Origin of the sequence: Kribbella sp. CA-245084 (genome assembly GCF_050942355.1) — a bacterium.
Taxonomy (GTDB): Bacteria; Actinomycetota; Actinomycetes; order Propionibacteriales; family Kribbellaceae; genus Kribbella.
In genome coordinates this window covers 4,978,122-4,995,159 of the sequence record NZ_CP192053.1, presented here as the reverse complement: position 1 = coordinate 4,995,159, position 17,038 = coordinate 4,978,122, and the positions used below count along the sequence as shown (strand labels likewise).

The 17,038-nt window shown below is 68.0% G+C and carries 16 protein-coding genes; 10 read left to right on the top strand and 6 right to left on the bottom strand.

From position 1 onward, the window contains the following. Positions 1 to 3 precede the first annotated feature (3 nt). Positions 4 to 957: an acetaldehyde dehydrogenase (acetylating) gene (locus ACQPYH_RS23980; RefSeq protein ID WP_432875368.1), complete on the top strand. Its 954-nt coding sequence runs from the start codon at positions 4 to 6 to the stop codon at positions 955 to 957. Beyond that, positions 954 to 1,958, top strand: coding sequence for a 4-hydroxy-2-oxovalerate aldolase (dmpG, locus tag ACQPYH_RS23975; RefSeq protein WP_432875365.1), 1,005 nt, complete (start codon positions 954 to 956; stop codon positions 1,956 to 1,958). The genes ACQPYH_RS23980 and dmpG overlap by 4 nt, the downstream gene beginning before the upstream one ends. Before the next feature lie 3 nt (positions 1,959 to 1,961). Here dmpG and ACQPYH_RS23970 read toward each other — a convergent pair whose 3' ends face one another. From ACQPYH_RS23970 to ACQPYH_RS23960, 3 genes are read right to left on the bottom strand one after another with little or no spacing between them, the layout of a single operon-like run. Further along, complete coding sequence (locus tag ACQPYH_RS23970; RefSeq protein WP_432875362.1) at positions 1,962 to 2,726, bottom strand: alpha/beta fold hydrolase; 765 nt, start codon at positions 2,724 to 2,726, stop codon at positions 1,962 to 1,964. Continuing rightward, a complete protein-coding gene (locus tag ACQPYH_RS23965; RefSeq protein WP_432875359.1) occupies positions 2,723 to 3,055 on the bottom strand; it encodes an indolepyruvate ferredoxin oxidoreductase subunit alpha in 333 nt (110 codons plus the stop codon). The genes ACQPYH_RS23970 and ACQPYH_RS23965 overlap by 4 nt, the downstream gene beginning before the upstream one ends. 10 nt (positions 3,056 to 3,065) lie before the next feature. Next, positions 3,066 to 4,052, bottom strand: coding sequence for an NAD(P)/FAD-dependent oxidoreductase (locus ACQPYH_RS23960; RefSeq protein ID WP_432875356.1), 987 nt, complete (start codon positions 4,050 to 4,052; stop codon positions 3,066 to 3,068). A 202-nt stretch (positions 4,053 to 4,254) separates the two neighbouring features. On the opposite strand from ACQPYH_RS23960, the gene ACQPYH_RS23955 reads away from it, so the two are divergent. The 8 genes from ACQPYH_RS23955 (at position 4,255) to ACQPYH_RS23920 (ending at position 12,076) form a co-directional block, all read left to right on the top strand. Then, entirely contained in the window at positions 4,255 to 5,457 is a 1,203-nt protein-coding gene (locus tag ACQPYH_RS23955) for a Rieske 2Fe-2S domain-containing protein (protein WP_432875353.1), read from the top strand. Continuing rightward, complete coding sequence (locus ACQPYH_RS23950; protein ID WP_432875351.1) at positions 5,450 to 6,385, top strand: hypothetical protein; 936 nt, start codon at positions 5,450 to 5,452, stop codon at positions 6,383 to 6,385. The genes ACQPYH_RS23955 and ACQPYH_RS23950 overlap by 8 nt, the downstream gene beginning before the upstream one ends. Further along, entirely contained in the window at positions 6,382 to 7,251 is an 870-nt protein-coding gene (locus tag ACQPYH_RS23945) for an alpha/beta fold hydrolase (RefSeq protein ID WP_432875349.1), read from the top strand. Before ACQPYH_RS23950 ends, ACQPYH_RS23945 begins: the two co-directional genes overlap by 4 nt. A 121-nt stretch (positions 7,252 to 7,372) precedes the next feature. Further along, complete coding sequence (locus ACQPYH_RS23940; protein ID WP_432875346.1) at positions 7,373 to 8,236, top strand: alpha/beta fold hydrolase; 864 nt, start codon at positions 7,373 to 7,375, stop codon at positions 8,234 to 8,236. After that, positions 8,233 to 9,204, top strand: coding sequence for a quinone oxidoreductase family protein (locus ACQPYH_RS23935; protein ID WP_432875343.1), 972 nt, complete (start codon positions 8,233 to 8,235; stop codon positions 9,202 to 9,204). Before ACQPYH_RS23940 ends, ACQPYH_RS23935 begins: the two co-directional genes overlap by 4 nt. Before the next feature lie 2 nt (positions 9,205 to 9,206). After that, entirely contained in the window at positions 9,207 to 10,481 is a 1,275-nt protein-coding gene (locus tag ACQPYH_RS23930) for a M20/M25/M40 family metallo-hydrolase (protein WP_432875340.1), read from the top strand. 15 nt (positions 10,482 to 10,496) lie between these two features. Continuing rightward, entirely contained in the window at positions 10,497 to 11,276 is a 780-nt protein-coding gene (locus ACQPYH_RS23925; protein WP_432875337.1) for an IclR family transcriptional regulator, read from the top strand. Between the two features lie 20 nt (positions 11,277 to 11,296). Continuing rightward, positions 11,297 to 12,076: an IclR family transcriptional regulator gene (locus ACQPYH_RS23920; protein ID WP_432875335.1), complete on the top strand. Its 780-nt coding sequence runs from the start codon at positions 11,297 to 11,299 to the stop codon at positions 12,074 to 12,076. Here the strand turns inward: ACQPYH_RS23920 and ACQPYH_RS23915 are convergent. From ACQPYH_RS23915 to ACQPYH_RS23905, 3 genes are read right to left on the bottom strand one after another with little or no spacing between them, the layout of a single operon-like run. Then, entirely contained in the window at positions 12,073 to 12,840 is a 768-nt protein-coding gene (locus tag ACQPYH_RS23915; protein ID WP_432875333.1) for an enoyl-CoA hydratase/isomerase family protein, read from the bottom strand. The two genes, ACQPYH_RS23920 and ACQPYH_RS23915, sit on opposite strands and share 4 nt — an antisense overlap. Next, positions 12,837 to 15,317: a CoA transferase gene (locus ACQPYH_RS23910; protein WP_432875330.1), complete on the bottom strand. Its 2,481-nt coding sequence runs from the start codon at positions 15,315 to 15,317 to the stop codon at positions 12,837 to 12,839. The genes ACQPYH_RS23915 and ACQPYH_RS23910 overlap by 4 nt, the downstream gene beginning before the upstream one ends. After that, positions 15,314 to 17,035 (bottom strand): AMP-binding protein, encoded by a 1,722-nt coding sequence (locus tag ACQPYH_RS23905; RefSeq protein ID WP_432875327.1) that lies wholly within the window; start codon positions 17,033 to 17,035, stop codon positions 15,314 to 15,316. Before ACQPYH_RS23905 ends, ACQPYH_RS23910 begins: the two co-directional genes overlap by 4 nt. Positions 17,036 to 17,038: the final 3 nt, after the last annotated feature.

The window sequence follows — 17,038 nt, the reverse complement described above, 5'->3', positions numbered from 1 at the left end:
CTCATGGAACGCACGAAGGTCGCCGTGATCGGGTCGGGGAACATCGGCACCGATCTGATGATCAAGATCATGCGGCTGTCGGAGACGCTCGAGTTGGCCGCGCTGGTCGGCATCGACCCCGCCTCCGACGGTCTCGCCCGCGCCGCCCGGCTCGGGATTCCGACGACGCACGAGGGTGTCGAAGGGCTGATCGCGCTCGACGGCTTCGACGAGATCGCCATCATCTTCGACGCCACCTCGGCGAAGGCCCACGAGGCGAACGCGCGCGCCCTGGCGCCGTACGGCAAGCGGCTGGTCGATCTGACGCCGGCCGCACTCGGACCGTACGTCGTACCCGCGGTCAACCTCGGTGAGAACGTTGCCATGTCCAACTTGGACAACGTCAACATGGTGACGTGCGGGGGTCAGGCAACGATCCCGATCGTCGCCGCCGTGAGCCGGGTCACCGACGTCGTGTACGGCGAGATCGTCGCGTCAATCGCCTCGAAGTCGGCCGGACCGGGCACGCGCGCGAACATCGACGAGTTCACCGAGACCACGGCCGCCGCGATCGAGAAGGTCGGCGGAGCGCGGCGTGGCAAGGCGGTCATCGTGCTGAACCCCGCGGAGCCGCCGCTGATCATGCGCGACACCGTGCTCTGCCTGATCGACGCCGACGACGCCGGCACACACGACCGGATCCGTGAGTCGATCGGCGAGATGGTGGCCGTCGTCGCCGGCTATGTGCCGGGCTATCGACTCAAACAAGAGGTCCAGATCACCGCGGTGCCGAAGGACCAGCCAGTACACACCCTCACGGGCGGACTGCCGGTCACACACCAGGTCTCGGTCTTCCTCGAGGTCGAGGGCGCCGCGCACTATCTCCCGTCGTACGCCGGGAACCTCGACATCATGACGTCCGCGGCGCTGGCCACGGCAGAAAGGCTAGCCATGACTGAAGAGAGGGCGAGCGCATGACCAGGCTCTTCATTCAGGACATCACCTTGCGGGACGGCATGCACGCCGTACGGCACCGGATGGCGACAGATGACGTCGCCCGGATCGTCTCCGCGCTCGACGCGGCGGGTGTCGACGGCATCGAGGTCGCGCACGGCGACGGCCTGGCCGGCGGCAGCCTCACCTACGGACCCGGGTCGCACTCGGACTGGGAGTGGATCGAGACCGCGGCCGAGAACATCTCCCGCGCCCGGCTGACGACCCTTTTGCTGCCCGGCATCGGGACGATCCAGGACCTCAAGCGCGCGCATAGCCTTGGCGTACGGTCCGTGCGAGTGGCAACTCATTGCACCGAGGCAGACGTGTCCGCCCAGCACATCGCCACGGCCCGCGAGCTCGGAATGGACGTGGCTGGCTTCCTGATGATGAGCCACCTCGCGCCACCTGCCGAGCTCGCGAAGCAGGCCGCGCTGATGGAGTCGTACGGCGCTCATTGCGTCTACGTCACCGACTCGGGCGGCCGGCTGCTGATCGACGGCGTACGGGAGCGGGTACGGGCCTATCGCGATGTGCTCGATCCGTCGACCGAGCTCGGCATCCATGCCCACGAGAACCTCTCGCTGGCGGTCGCGAACTCGGTCGCCGCGGTCGAGGAAGGTGTGACCCGCGTGGACGCCTCGCTCGCCGGTCAAGGCGCCGGCGCGGGGAACTGCCCGATCGAGCCGTTCGTGGCGGTCGCGAATCTGCAGGAGTGGGAGCACGGGTGTGACCTGTTCGCGTTGCAGGACGCGGCCGACGACATCGTCCGGCCGTTGCAGGATCGGCCGGTGCGGGTCGATCGCGAGACGCTGACTCTCGGCTACGCCGGGGTGTACTCGAGCTTCCTTCGGCACGCCGAGGTTGCTGCGGATCGCTACGACCTGGATGTGCGGACGATCCTGGTCGAGGTCGGCCGGCGCAAGCTGGTCGGCGGTCAGGAGGACATGATCGTCGACATCGCGCTGGACCTGGCGAAGGCCTGACGATCAGTCGAGGAAGTCGTCGACGAGCCCGGCGACTTCCTCGGCCGCATGCTCCATCAACGGGATCGTCCCGCCGGCGATGACGGCTGCTTCGACCGAGGCGGCCGCAGTCAGGTGCTCCTGGAGGATGGCCACGTTCGGCAGCGAGAAGGGATCGGCGGAGGCGCCGATGAGGAGGACTCGCGCGGTCACCAATCCGACCCGATCTTCCATCCGGTAACGCACGCACGCCAGATGTCCTTCGGCCGGGTCGACTCCGGGCGCGAGCGCGTCGCGGACGAATCGGTCGAGCAGGTCCGGCCGGTCGACGGGGTAGTAGGGCTGCCGCAGCCGCCAGAGCTGGGTGAGGTGATTGCCATCGGCATCGGTCTTGACGTCGTCGACGCCCGAGTGGTGCGGCTTCCAGGGCGGTGCGGATAGCACGAGCGCACCTACGCGCTCCGGATGCGCGGCCGCCATCTCCACGGCGACGGCAGCGCCGGTGTGATGCCCGAGAACGGAAGCCGTGGGGATCTTCAGCGCGTCCAGCAAGGCGAAGGCGCCCGCGGCGTACTGCTCGATGGTCTGCGGGCTCGGTAGCGTGGCGCTGAGACCGAAGCCGAGCATGTCCATCGCGATGACGCGATGCCGGCGGGCGAGCAACGGCTGGAGTTCGCGGAACTCGTCGTACGAGCGTGGCGTCTGGTGGAGCAATAGCAGCGCAGGGCCTGAGCCCGTCTCGGCGTAGTGCAGTTGCCCGAGCAGGGTGTCGGCGTACGCACGTCTCATCCGGCGACCAGCGGGGTGTCGACGCCGACCTCGCCCAGCTTCTGCGCGCCGCCGGGATCGCCGAGCGCCGCGTCCCGGCCCGGCAGCGGTAGCTCGAAGAAGACGCGGGAGTCGTCGAGGTGCTCCTTGAGCGCGGGATCCTTGCGGGCGGCGCGGTCGACGACGATCGCCTCGACCGGGCACTCGACCTCACAGGCGCCGCAGTCGATGCATTCGTTGCCGTTGATGTAGCTCTTCCGTCCGCCGACATAGATGCAGTCGACCGGACACACCTCGACACAGGAACGGTCGAGTACGTCGATGCAGTCGGCGCCGATCACATACGTCATGGCAACCTCCTCAGGCAGCGTCGGTGGAATGGCCGGGGAACAGGGTCAGCTCGGGGTCCAGGTCCACGGCCACGTGGTTCATGGCGGTGGCGACCTCACCGAAACCGACCGACATCAGCTTGACCTTGCCGTCGTAGTCGGCGAGATCGCCGGCGGCGTAGACCCGGGGGAGATTGGTCCGCATCGCCCGATCGACCGCGACTGACCGGCCGCGCAGCTCGAGTCCCCAGTCGCGCAGCGGTCCGAGGTCGCTGATGAAACCCAGTGCGGCGATCACGTGGTCGGCCGGCACGACGGTCTCCTCGCCCTGTTTGGAGCGCAGCGTGACCTTCGCAAGCCGGCCGTCGTCGCCCTCGAGCGCGACGACCTGGGTGTCGGTGTGGATCCGGGCGCTGCCGGACCGGACGCGTTCGAGCGTGGCCGCGTGGCCGCGGAAGGCCGCGCGGCGGTGGACGAGCGTTACGGATCGGGCGATCGGCTCCAGTGCGTCCGCCCAGTCGAGCGCACTGTCGCCGCCGCCGACGATCACCACGTCCTGATCCGCGTGCCGGCTCGGGTCGGACACGAAGTACGAGAGGCCGGTGCCGAGCCATTCCTCGCCGCATTCGAGCGGGCGAGGGGTCGGCGTACCGATGCCCGAGGTGAGGACGACGGCGCGAGCGCGGACCACGGTTCCGTCGTCCAGGAACGCGATCGCTTCGTCGTCGGTGTGCTCGAGCGTCAGCGCCTGACGGCCGAGCAGGTACGTCGGTTCGTACGACGCTGCCTGGTCGACCAGCGCGGCGACGAAATCACGGCCCTTGATCGCGGGGATGGCGGCGACGTCGCGGATCTGCTTCTCCGGGTACAGCGCCATCACCTGGCCGCCGGACTGCGGCAGTACGTCGACCACGGTCGTGCTGAGGCCACGGAAGCCCGCGTAGTAGGCGCCGTACAGACCGGTCGGTCCCGCGCCGACGATCAGTACGTCGGTCGAGACGCTCTGGGACGTGGTCACGAGAGTCCTCCTGAAGATGGGATGCGCCGAATGTAGGTACGGCGTACCCGGGACGTCGCGTGGTCGGGACCGCTCACCGGACCGGGCGTGAAAGTTGCCTGCCCAGACGTGGGGTGTTCCGTCAGACGAACCGAACTTGTTGGCCGCTTCGGCGCTCGGTGGTGTGCTCGCTGCACCGATCACGACGACCAGTGGAGCTGACGTGACTGACACCGTTGAGAAAAGGCCTGCGCGCAAGCATCGCGCCGGCCGGCTACCCGGCCGTCAGGACTGGTCGAGCTGGCCGCACTACCAGGCCGCGAAGGTCGGTTTCCGCGGCTACTGGTACCCGGTCTGCTTCTCCTCGCAGGTCGGCGAGACGCCGCGTCAGGTGACGCTGCTCGGCGAGCGGCTGTTCGTCATCCGCGACAACGGCAAGGTGTTCGGGATGAAAGACCGGTGCCCGCACCGCGGAGTGCCGCTGAGCTACGGCAGCAAGCAGTTTCCGGGCACGCTGTCGTGCGTTTACCACGGCTGGACCTTCGATCTGGAGACCGGCGACCTCAAGGCCGCGATCACCGACGGGCCGCAGTCGCCGATCTGCGGGAAGGTGACGCAGCCGACGTACGACGTCGAGGAGCGGCTCGGCATGGTCTGGGTGTACGTCGGCGACGGCGAGAAGCCGCACCCGATCGACGAGCAGTTGCCGGAGGAGCTGGTCGCCAACCCGGCCGTGCTGGGCGCGCGGATCCAGCCGCGGGAAGGCAACTGGCGATTCGCCTGCGAGAACGGGTACGACGAGGGGCACGCGAAGTACCTGCACCGGACCGCGTTGTGGCGGCTGTTCAAGCCGATGCCGGTGTGGAACACGACCCGGATCGTCAAGCGCGGCCGCTGGATCTATCGGGTGCAGCAGGAACAGTTCTGGGAGGCTAACTTCCCGGGGCTCGGTCGCTGGAGCGGGACGGCCTGGTACAAGCTGCGGCCGCCGAAGGAGACGAAGAACATCGGCAACACCTCGACGCATCGTGAGGTCAATCCGACGATCGCGGCGCAGGAGTTCCCCGGTTTCGCGTCGGTCAGCATGCCCGGCGTACTGCGGATCGCGTATCCGACCTTCATCCACTACGAGTTCTACGTACCTGTTGACGAGGGCAACCACCTTTACGTCGGCGTACTCGCGGATTTCAAGAAGGGCCTCAAGACGCTGCCGTTCTACGCGAAGTACCTCGGTGCGGTCCGGTGGTTGTTCCACGGGCAGTTCTCCGGGCAGGACAAGTGGATGGTCGAGGTCACCGACGCGCCGCCGGAGAAGCTCTACCGTCCCGACGACTCGTTGCTGCAGTGGCGCAAGCTCGCCGAGGACACGACCGAGGATCGCCTCGACCGGTTGCGCGCCGAAGGAATCGAGCTCGCCGATGACTGAGATCGTGCTCGGCGTCGGGGCGTCGCACTCGACCTTGATGAACACGCACTGGGACAAGGTCGTGCACACCGACCGCGCCTCGGCCTTCCGGGATGCTCTTGGTACGGCGCGGGATCGTATCGCCTCTTTGGACCCGGACGTGGTGGTGATCGTCGGGTCGAACCACTTCCGCGGGTTCTGGCTCGACCTGATCCCGTCGTTCACGGTCGGGGTCGGCGAGGTGATCGCGGCCGGCGAGTCCGGGACGCCGAAGGGTCCGCAGAAGACCGATCCGGTGTTCGCGCAGACGCTGGCGACTCACCTGGTCGAGTCGGGGAGCGAGGTCGCGATCTCGGCGCGGCTCCAGATCGATCACGGTCAGTCGCACGCGATCCAGTACCTGCTCGACGGTGTCGACGTACCGGTGGTGCCGCTGGTGGTCAACGTGTTCGCGCAGCCGCTGCCGACGGTGGCGCGCTGCGTCGAACTGGGGGAGAAGCTGGCGGGGGTGCCGGGGGACAAGCGGGTGGTGGTGATCGCTTCCGGTGGTTTGTCGCATCAGCTGCCGTGGCCGAGCGACTGGACCGATCCGTCCGGGGAGGACGAGGCGTTCCTGGTCGAGGCGTGGCTGAACGGTCGGGGTGAGTGGGAGCGGTACGACAAGCGCCGCCGCGAGATCATCGTGGCCGCTCAGCCGACGATCTTCTCGTCGTTCGACGAGGCGTTCCTCGACGACCTGGACAAGGGGTCGTTGCGCGGGTATGCGTCGATGACGTCCGCGGACCTGGAAGCGGTCGCCGGGAACGGCGGTCAGGAGCTGCGCACGTGGCTGGTGATGGCGGCCGCGCTCGGCTTCGCGCCAGGGCAGCGGCTTGCTTATGCACCGATGCCTGAATGGCTCACCGGTATGGGCGTCGCCGTCATCGATCCCGCGGAGGTACGGCGATGAGCGCGCCGGCAGCCGGACCGATGCCGGCCAGCAAGTTCACCAAGGCCGACGGGGTCACGTACCACTTCCACGAACTGGGCGCCGGGCCGGACACGATCTTCCTGCACGGCGGCGGCCCAGGCTGCACTGGTTGGAGCGACTTCGGCCCGGTAGCTCCGTACTTCGCCGTCGATCGGCATTGTTTGATCGTCGACATTCTGCAATACGGCAAATCGGACAAGTGCCGGATCACCGGGCCGATGTGGGACTTCCACGCCGCGAAGACCGTGGCGCTGATGGACGCGTTGGGCATCGCTGCCGCGGACTTCATCTGCAACTCCTGGGGCGGCACGATCGCGCTCTGCCTGGCCGCGAAGTACCCCGAGCGGGTCCGTTCCCTTGTCATCACGGGCAGCATGCCGGTCTTCTACGGACCGCTCGCTCCGCTGCCGGAGCGAGGCCATCGGGGCCGTGCTGCCCGTGACATCTACTACGGCGGCGACGGCCCGACCCGGGACAAGATGCGTGCCCTGATCACCCGTCTCGAGTGGTACGACGCCGACCAGCTGCCCGAGGAGACGATCGACCTGCGGTACCAGCAGAGCCTGGACCCGGAGGAGCGGGAGCTGGCCGCGATGTCGGACTCACCGCGCGGTGACTGGCAGGACCTCACCAACGAACTCGGCCTGATCGAGGCGCCCGCACTGTTCATGTGGGGACGCGAAGACGCCTTCCTCACTCCGGACTACCCGCTGATGCTGTCGCGGATGCTGCCGCGCGGAAACCTGCACGTGATGGATCACGTGTCCCACCACCTGCAGGAGGAGCGGCCGGCTGCGTACCACGCGGTCGTCGAGGGCTTCCTGCGTTCCGTAGGAGAACCATGAGGAAGATTCTCGCGCTTCTGGCGGTACCGGCCCTGGTTGTCGTACTGCGCAAACTGCTTGCCCGCAGCAACACCCAGATCCACCGGATCAACCAGCACCGCTGACCACTGGAGGAACTGATATGACGCTTGCTGAGACCATCTGGACCGAGCTGACCGGCACCGAGTTCCGGCTGACGACCGTCGACGCGGGTGGTGTGCTGACGCGGTCGCTGCAGGCCGGCTCCGGCGAGCCCGTGATCTTCCTGCACGGTACGAGCGGTCACCTGGAGGCCTTCACCCGCAACCTCGGTGCGCATGCCTCGCGGTACAACTGCCACGCGATCGACATGCTCGGCCACGGGTACACGGCCAAGCCGGACTACCCGTACGAGATCCCGCGGTACCGCGACCATCTGCTCGCCTACATGGATGCTGTCGGCATCGAATCGGCGCACATCGTCGGGGAGTCGCTCGGCGGTTGGGTCGGCGCCCGCGCGGCGATCGACGTACCGGATCGGATCGCGTCGCTGCAGTTGCTGTGTGCGGGCGGGACCGTTGCGAACCCGCAGGTGATGGAGCGGATCCGAACCAGCACCCGCGAGGCAGTGTCTCGTGATGACGTCGAGCTGACCCGGGCGCGGCTTCGGTTGCTGATGGCGGATCCGGTCGACGCGACCGAGGAGCTGGTCGCGGTTCGGCATGCGATCTACCACCAGCCCGACTTCGTGGAGAACATCGACAATCTGCTGTGTCTGCAGAACATGGAGGTGCGGCTGCGCAACGTACTGCGTCCCGAGCACCTGGCTCAGATCACGGTCCCGACGCTGGTGGTGTGGGGTCGCAACAACCCGTTCGGCGAGGTGCCGGAGGCGAATCACATGCACGAGGCGATCGCTGGTTCGGAGCTGGTGATCTTCGACGAATGCGGTCACTGGCCGCAGCACGAGCAGGCCGCCCGGTACAACGAACTCAGCCTCGAGTTCCTCGCGAAGCACCCGGCATGAACAGCATGCGTGCGGTCCGGATTCACGGGTGGGGCGAAGCCCCGGTGATCGAGGACGTGCCGGTGCCGATGCCGAAGGCAGGCGAGACGCTCGTCCGCGTCGAGGCGGCCGCGGTGGCTCACCTCGACCATACCGTTGCTGGAGGCAACTTCGACCTCAAGCCGCAGCTGCCGTATGTCGGCGGAGTCGAGGGCTGCGGGACGGTCGTCTCGTCCGATGTCCACGAGCCTGGCACGCGGGTGGCGCTGCGGGGCGGTGGGCTCGGTCTGGTTCGCAATGGGACATGGGCCGAGTATGTGTCGACGCGGAAGGGGGCGACGCCGATTCCCGCTGACCTTCCGCCTGAGGTCGGCGCGACGTACTTCGTGCCGACGACCACGGCATACGTCGCTTTGCACGACATCGGGCGGCTCGGCAGCTGGTTCGGTTCTGTTGAGGACGAGGTCGTTGTTGTGGCGGGCGCGGCTGGTGCTGTTGGCTCGATGGTTGCGCAGCTCGCGGTCCGGGCTGGGTGCACGGTGATCGGACTCGTCGGGGCCGGGCAGCTCGACTCGGTGCCTGCAGGTGTCGAGGCTGTCCGGCTGGATGACGAGGAGCGTGCAGCCGAGTTGCAGCGTGAGCGGCCGGCGACGCTGCTGGTCGACACGCTCGGCGGCCAAGGGGTGGCCGAGCGATCGCGCTGGGTCCGACCGGGCGGGCGCGCGGTGATCATCGGGTACGTCGCCGGCACTGGGCTCGGCCTGGATCTGCCGGCCTGGTTGCTCGACGATGTGGCGCTGCTGCCGGTCAACATGATCCGGCGAGACGCTGCGGCACTTGAGTACGCGCCGCTCCTCGCGGAGCTGCTCGCGAAGGGCGAGCTGACGCTCGAGGTCCAGTCCTTCCCGCTGGCGGACGCCGCCAAGGCCCTTCAACTACTGGCAACCGGCGGATTGCGCGGCCGCGCCGTCCTTCTGCCAGGAACCTGACGATGACAACCGAGCAGGCGGTGGAGCGGGTGATGCGGCACGTCACGCGCGACCAACTCGCCGACGCTGTCTGTGGGGTCGTCGACATCCCGAGCCCGACCGGCGGCGAGCGGCCGATCGCGACGTGGATTGTTGACAATCTGATTGCGCACGGTGTCGCTGCACAATTGCAGACAATCGACGAGCAGCAGGCCAACGCGGTCGGCACGATCCCTGGCGGCGATGGTCCGTCCACGCTGCTATATGCGCCGCTCGACACGTTCACGACCGGCGACCCGGCGTACGACGTACCGTCTGCGGCCCCCGTGATGCGGCCGGACATGCTGCCGCGTGCATCGGTGCACGGGGACCTGGTCCAGGGCTTGGGCGCCGGCAATCCGAAAGGTCACGCGGCGTGCGTTCTGGTCGCATTGCAGGCGTTGGCCGCATCTGGTGTCGAGCTGCCAGGCGACGTTGTCGGCGGGTTCGGAGCAGGCGGGATGCCGAGCTTCGCCATCAACGGAGTCAGGCAGAATACCGGTCACGGCGTCGGAGCCACCTTCCTGCTCGAACGCGGATACACCACCGACCAGGCAGTGATCGCCAAGCCAGGCTGGACCGTCTCGCACGAAGAGGTCGGCCTGGTCTGGCTCGACGTACTCGTCCCCGGCATCCACACCTACGCCGGAAGCCGTCACCGACTGCCCTACCGCAACGCCGTCTCGCTCGCGGGCGAGGTGGCCTGCTATCTCGAGTCGTGGCTAGAGCAGTACGCCCTGCGAAACGAACTCGGGACCATGCGCCCGCAAGGTATCGTCTCGTCGATCACCGGCGGCGCGGACCGACTCGCGGCCTCGACGCCGGCGCTCGTCCGGTTGCGCCTCGACCTGCGGATCACCACTGCCCAAACACCGGCCGGCGTCACGCGCGAACTGCGGACGGAGGTACGACGCCTGGGCGAGAAGCTGGGCGCCGATCTCGAGGTCCGGCAAGTCGCCGCCGTACCCGCCTCACACACCCCGCCGGATGCGCCGATCGTGCGCGCAACCGTCGCGGCGTGGGAGGCCGTCGCGGGAGAGCGGCACGTGCCGATCATGGCCAACAGCGGCGCGACGGACGCGAACATCCTGCGCATGCGCGGCGTACCGACCGCGCGGGTAGGGATGCCGAAGGTCGCGACGACTCCGGCTGGGGACCCGGTTGATTTCACGGCCGGGATGAACCTCGTCGACCTGCGCGAGATGCGTCGGCTGGTCGAGATTCTGGTTCGGACCGTGCTGCTCGTCGGAAGGCAGTGACATGGAAGGAGTGACATGGACGTTCCGCGCGCACGCCCGTACGGCGATGGTCTCGGGGGCGGGGCGAACAGCGTGCTGGGCAAGGCCCGGCTGATCCTCGAGGCGTTCGAGATCGATGAGCTCGATCTGTCGCTGTCGGAGCTGTCTCGGCGGACCGGGATCTCGAAGGCGTCCGTGCATCGGTTGTCCCAGGAGCTGCTGGAGTGGGGGATGCTCGAGCGGTCCGGGGCGGAGTACCGGCTCGGGATGCGCGCGTTCGAGCTGGGCTCGCGCGTGCCGCGGTTCCGGGTACTGCGCGACGAGCTCCGGCGGCACATGGAGAACCTGCATCACTCCGTGAAAGAGGCCGTCCACCTGGCGGTGCTCGACGGCCTGGAGGTGCTCTATCTGGAGAAGATCGCCGGCGGACCGCAGGCGGCGCGGCCGTCCCGGATCGCCGGACGGATGCCGCTGCACTGTACGGCGACCGGCAAGGTCTTGCTCGCGTACTCGCCTCCGACGCTGCTCGACGACGTACTCGCGCGGCCGCTCGAACGTCTGACGCCGTCCACGATGATCATGCCCGGCGCGTTGAAGGACCAGGTCCGCAAGATCCGCATGACCGGTCACTCAGTGGAGTCGGAAGAGACCGTGATCGGCTACTGCTCGGTCGCCGTACCGCTGTTCGGAAGCAGCGGCCTGCTCCTGGGCGCCCTCTCGATCACCGCCCCGACCTTCCGGGCGGACTGCGCGAAGTACGCCGCGGCCCTCAGCGACGTGAGCCGGAAAGTTGCTTTGACCCACCAAATCAACTGAGGAATGCGTACTGTTCGCTTGTGGAAGAGGTGAGCCCGCGCCGGTACGGCGAAGGCCTCGGTGAGGGGGCCAACAGCGTGCTGGGCAAGACCCGGCTGATCCTGGAGGCCTTCCAGCTCGACGACACCGACCTCTCGCTGTCCGAACTGTCCCGCCGTACCGGGATCTCGAAGGCGTCTGTGCATCGGCTGTCCCAGGAGCTGCTCGAGTGGGGGATGCTCGAGCGGTCTGGCGCGGAATACCGGCTCGGGATGCGCGCGTTCGAGCTGGGCGCGCGGGTGCCGCGGTTCCGGGTACTGCGCGACGCCGTCCGGCCGTTCATGGAGAACCTGCACCACGCCACCAAGGAGACCGTGCACCTGGTGGTCCGGGACGGGCTCGAGATCATGTATATCGAGAAGATCGCTGCCACGTCGCAGGCAACCAAACCGTCGCGGATCGCCGGCCGGATGCCGCTGCACTGCACCGCCACGGGCAAGGTGTTGCTGGCTTATTCGGCCCCGACCCTGCTGGACGAAGTGCTCGCTCGTCCGCTGGAGCGCCTGACACCGTCGACGGTCACCTTGCCCGGGATGCTCCGCGAGCAGATCCGCAAGATCCGAGCCTCCGGTCACGCGATCGAGCTGGAGGAGACAGCTATCGGGTACTGCTCGGTGGCGGTTCCGATCTTCGGCAGCAGCGGATTGTTGCTCGGGGCACTCTCCATCACTGCGCCGACGTTCCGGGCCGACACCACGAAGTACGCTGCCGCGCTGGCCGAGGTGATCCGGAAGGTCGCGGCGACGGGGCAGATCAACTAGCGACCGGTGAAGGACGGCGGCCGCTTGTCGAGGAACGCTTGGAGGCCTTCGGCGGCGTCTTCGAGCTGGAGGTTGCGCAGGACGAACTCTTCCTCGACCGCCATCGCCTCGTCGATCGGAAGCCCCCAGCCGCGATCGATGACCTGCTTGACGAGACCGACCGTTGCCGTCGGCAATGCGGCGAGCCGGGCCGCCTCGCGAGCGACAACCTCATCGAAGTTGTCGCTGGCAACGAGATCGACCAGACCGGCGTCGAGGGCTTGTTCGGCGGTGAGGCGGGTGCCGTCCATGATCAGACGCTTCGCTCGGTGCGGTCCGACCAGGCGGGGCAGCCGCTGGGAGCCGCCGGCGCCGGGGAAGATGCCGAGCCCGGTCTCTGGGAAGCCGAACGTCGCGCGGGCGTGGAGGATGCGCAGATCGCACGCGAGGGCGAGTTCGGCACCACCGCCGAGGGCGTGACCGTTGAGCGCGGCAACAACCGGCTTCGGCGCAAGCTCGAGGGCTCGCTCGACCTCGACCCAGCGGCGCATGGCTCGGTACGTCGCTGGTTCGAGCCGGCGCATCACGGTGATGTCGGCGCCACCCACGAACACCTTGCCCTTGCCGCGGACAACGATGCACCGGACCGCCGGATCCTCGGTCAGGGATGGGAGAGTCTTGATGAGGTTCTCGATGAGGTCCGGGTCGACGGTGTTGACCGGCCCGTTGTCGATGGCGAGCGTGGCGATCGGACCGTCGTACCGGAGCTGGAATCCGTCTGTCATTCGAGGACTCCTTCGTTGTGGAGGTCGGCGAGGCGGGTAGGGGAGAGGTCGAGGAGTTCGGTGAGGAGCTCGTCGGTATGTTGACCGAGAAGTGGTGCGGGATCCCAGAGGCCGCCGGGTGTGCTGCGGAGATGGGCTGTGAGGCCCTCGTGCAGGACCTGACCGGCGACCGGGTGATCGAGCTGCTGGTAGAAGTTGCCGGAAGCAAGTTGCTCGTCCCACTCGACGAGGTCGCGTCCGTCACGGACGGGGTAGGCGGGGATGCCTTGCGCCTGGAGATTCTCGGCGAGAGTGTCGGCGTCCTGCTCGGAGATCAACCTGGCAAGGTCGGCCGGTGTCGCCCTGAGCGCTGCGGCCAAGACGTCGTCTGTTGCTGCAATCGCGATCCATCGGTCGTCGCCCGCCGTCGGCAGAATGCGCGAGTGTGCTGGTGTTTGATCCAGCACAGCTGGGCCCAGGTGGGCTGCCATCGCTTCCAGTTGGGAGAGGTCGACGTGGCCGCCGACTCCTTGATGGAGGAGATCGAGGGTGGCGAGGCTCGCGGCGTTCGCGGCGACCATGTCGCCGAGTCCGAAGGTCAAGCCCTGCGGTGGATTTCCGGTCTCGTAGGTGAGGCCGGACATCGCGGCCAGGGTGTCCGCGAACGTCACCGCGCGACGCCAGGGACCGGTCTGCCCCACGCCGGCCATCGACACCAGTACGACGCTCGGGTTGAGCTTCTGCAGGTCCGGGTAGCCGAGTCCCCAGCGGTCCAGGACACCGGGACTGAAGTTCTCGATCACCACGTCGACGGTTGCTGCCAGCTCTCGCAGCAGCTCCTGGCCTTCCGGCGTGCGCAGGTTCAGCGCGAGGCTGCGTTTGTTGCGGTTGAAGTTGAGGAAGTAGCCGCTGTCGTCGTACGTCGCCTCCGGCCGCAATCGCATCGACGGCGCGAACCGAGTCGGATCCTGCCGATGCTTCGACTCGATCTTGACGATGTCCGCCCCGTGCTCTGCCAGCATCTTCGTTGCATAAGGCCCCGCCAGCACCCAGGTGAGGTCAAGAACCCGTACGCCGCCCAGAGCCGCGCCGCGCGTCGACGCACGACGTGCTGGCAGCTGCTCATGCGTGCCGTCCAGAGCCACGCTGCGGGTCGACATGCGACGTGCTGGCAGCTGCTCATCCGTGCCGTCGAGAGCCGCGCCGCGGGTCGACGTACGACCTGCTGGCAGCTGCTCATGCTTGCCCTCCAGAGCCGTGCCGTGGGTCGACAGGCGACGTGGTGGCGGCTGCTCATGCTTGCTGTCCAGCCATGCGACTGTCGTGTCGACGTCTTCAGGTTCGCGAAGTCGTGCGGGCGTTTGAGGAGACCTGAAGGGGAAGCCGACGTCGCGGACGGCGCCGTCGGAGGTGTCGATGTCGAGGAAGAATTGGCGGTCCAGCAGCTGTGGGTTCGTCAGCACGGCGGCCGGTGCGGCGACTGTTGCCCAGGGCAACCCTCGGGATCGTCCGCCTGCCGCGATCTCGTCGGTCGTGCGACGGGCGACGAAGGCACCGACCACCTCGTCGACGTACGGGCGGTGTTGCCAGCGATAGGCGGGTTCCTGCCAGCGTTCCTCGGTCAGGTCGGCCGCTTCGCCGGACTCGTTCATCCACGCCAGCAGGTCGTCCCACATCCGGTTCGGTCCCGAGTACCCGCCAGCTACGTGCCCGTCCTTCGCCGCGAAGACGCGATGCGCGACATGGCCGTACACACCGGAGGTCCGTCCCGGGATCGTCCCGCCGTGGATCCACGAGATCGCACCGGTCTCCAGCGTCGCGGCGACAACCTCCTGCACGGAAAGCTCCGCGAGCTGGCCCGCTCCGGTCCGCTGCCTGGCGATCAATGCGAGCATCGCGGCGATCGCGGCATGCGTACCCGCCAACTGGCCAGCCTGCTCCCGCGGTGGCGGCGTAGGAGCCTCACCGGGTGTACCTCCCAGCCACGCCATCCCGCCCGCTGCCGTCGCCACCACATCGTCGGCCCGCCACGACTTGCGCGGTCCCCACGTCCCGAACGGCGTGACAACCACATGTACGACGTGCTGCCAGGCCGGACCGCGCCGCTTCAGCGTCCGAAGTTGATCGAGCGAGCCGGACTCGAGGACCACATCCGCCTCGGGCAGCAACCGATCCAGCACGGCATCGAGCTGACCGTCGCGCTGGGTGTCGCGCTGGGTGTCGCGCTGGGTGTCGCGCTGACCATTGGGCTGACCGTCGAGCTGACCGTCGGGCCGGGTGTCGGGCCGGGTGTCGCGCTGAGTGGCGGGCAGGGTGTCGGGCTCGGCCTCGGCCGGAAGGTGCAGGATTCGTTGACCCGCGTGCCAGTGCAAGCGATCTCCGCGGTCGGTCGTTCGGTCGCGCTCGATCCGGATCACGTCGGCGCCCATGCCGACGAACAACCGGCCGGCGACCCGGGCGAGTTCGTCGGTCAGGTCGAGGACACGTAGACGGCTCATGGGTTCTCCGATTCGGCATCCCAGGTATTCGGCGGTACGCCGCGAGCGCGGAGCTCGTTCCTGGACACCTTCAGATTGGCGTTGCACGGAAGCGAGTGCTCGATGCTCACGAAACGGGGGAGCGCATGGCGGGGCAGCCTGCCGACGCAATGCCGACGTACCTCGGCCGGCTGGAGGACGGCACTGGGCAGCGGCACGACGACGGCGAGCACCTCGTCCTCGGTTAGCTCGGACGGCACACCGACGACGGCGACCTCGGCGACGCCGGGCATGCTCGCGATCGCCTGCTCCACGGCGTCGGGGGAGATGTTGATGCCACGCCGGCGTACGACGTCAGCGCTGCGGCCCTCGAAGTACAGCCAGCCGTCTTCCAGCCGCACCTGATCACCGGTGTGGAACCAGCCGCCGCGCCAGGCACGGTCGGCCGCCGCCGGATCGCCCACGTAGGTGGTGAAGGTCAGATCGGGCTGCTCGGGACGGACAATCAGCTCGCCGATCTCACCGGCAGCAACGTCCACATCCAGATTGTTGACAATCCTAGTGTTGTATTCGGGGACAATCCGTCCGGCGGCTCCTGGGCGTACGTGTCCGCTCGACGTAGTTGCCACGTCGCCTAGCTCCGTGCAGGCGTACGCCTGGAGCAGCTCGATGCCGAAGCGGTCCCGCATCGCGTGGAACAGGTATTCCGGCGCGGGGCCGCCGTACGCGCGTCGGACGAGATGATCCCGGTCGCGGTCAGTCGGTGGCTGGCGGAGCAGGAGTGCGCAGACCGCGCCCATGAAGTTGAAGGCGGTGACGCCCTCGGCCCGAACCGTCTCGAGGAACCTCGACGCCGAGAACCGGGGCCCGATCACCAGCCGAGCGCCGGACAACACAGCCGGCAGAAAGGCCGCATGGCGAGCGTTGATGTGCTGCCACGAGAAGAAGCTGTAAAGCACGTCCGACTCGTCATACTGCATAGCCCGCTGAACCCGCACCGCCTGCCCCGGCCCAGCCCCCACCGGCAGCAGAGCCCCCTTAACCCGCCCAGTCGTCCCCGACGTAGTCATCACGGCGGCCGGATCAGCAGGCGCACTCTTGCGCGGCGATACCCGCCGCCCATCAGCAATCAGCTCGTCCAACAACACCGCGCCACCGCGCACCGGCCCACCAACTGCACTGCCAACGCGCGCCGCCCCACCAACTGCACTGCCAACGCGCGCCGCCCCACCAACTGCACTGCCAACGCGCGCCGCCCCACCAACTGCACTGCCAACGCGCGCCGCCGCATCAACTGCACTGCCAACGCGCGCCGCCGCATCAGCTGCACGGTCACGTTGCGCCGCGTGACCGGCTGCCGGCAGGCCTGCGGCCGTTCGGCGAACGGTGGTGGGGCCGGTGTCCGCGGTGATGATCGTGGTGCAGTTAGTTGCCTGGAGCAAGCTTGCGGTCCAGGTCTCGTGCACATCCGGAGTGAGCGGCAGTTCGACGGCACCGAGAGCCGAGAGCGCGGTTGTCAGCGCAATCGCCTCCGGGCCAGCTGGAAGGCAGGTCGCGACGGCGTCGCCTGGGGCGACGTGGCGGGACAGAGCACCGGCGATGTCTAGCGCGCGTTCCCAGAGGGCTGCGGCGGTCCAGCCGGGCGCCCCGACCAGCCGGACGAGTTCGTCGTCCGGTCTGGTCTCGGCTCGCCGGGCGACGAGCTCGTGGAACGAGGCCGGCTGCTCTCTCGGGGTCACCGG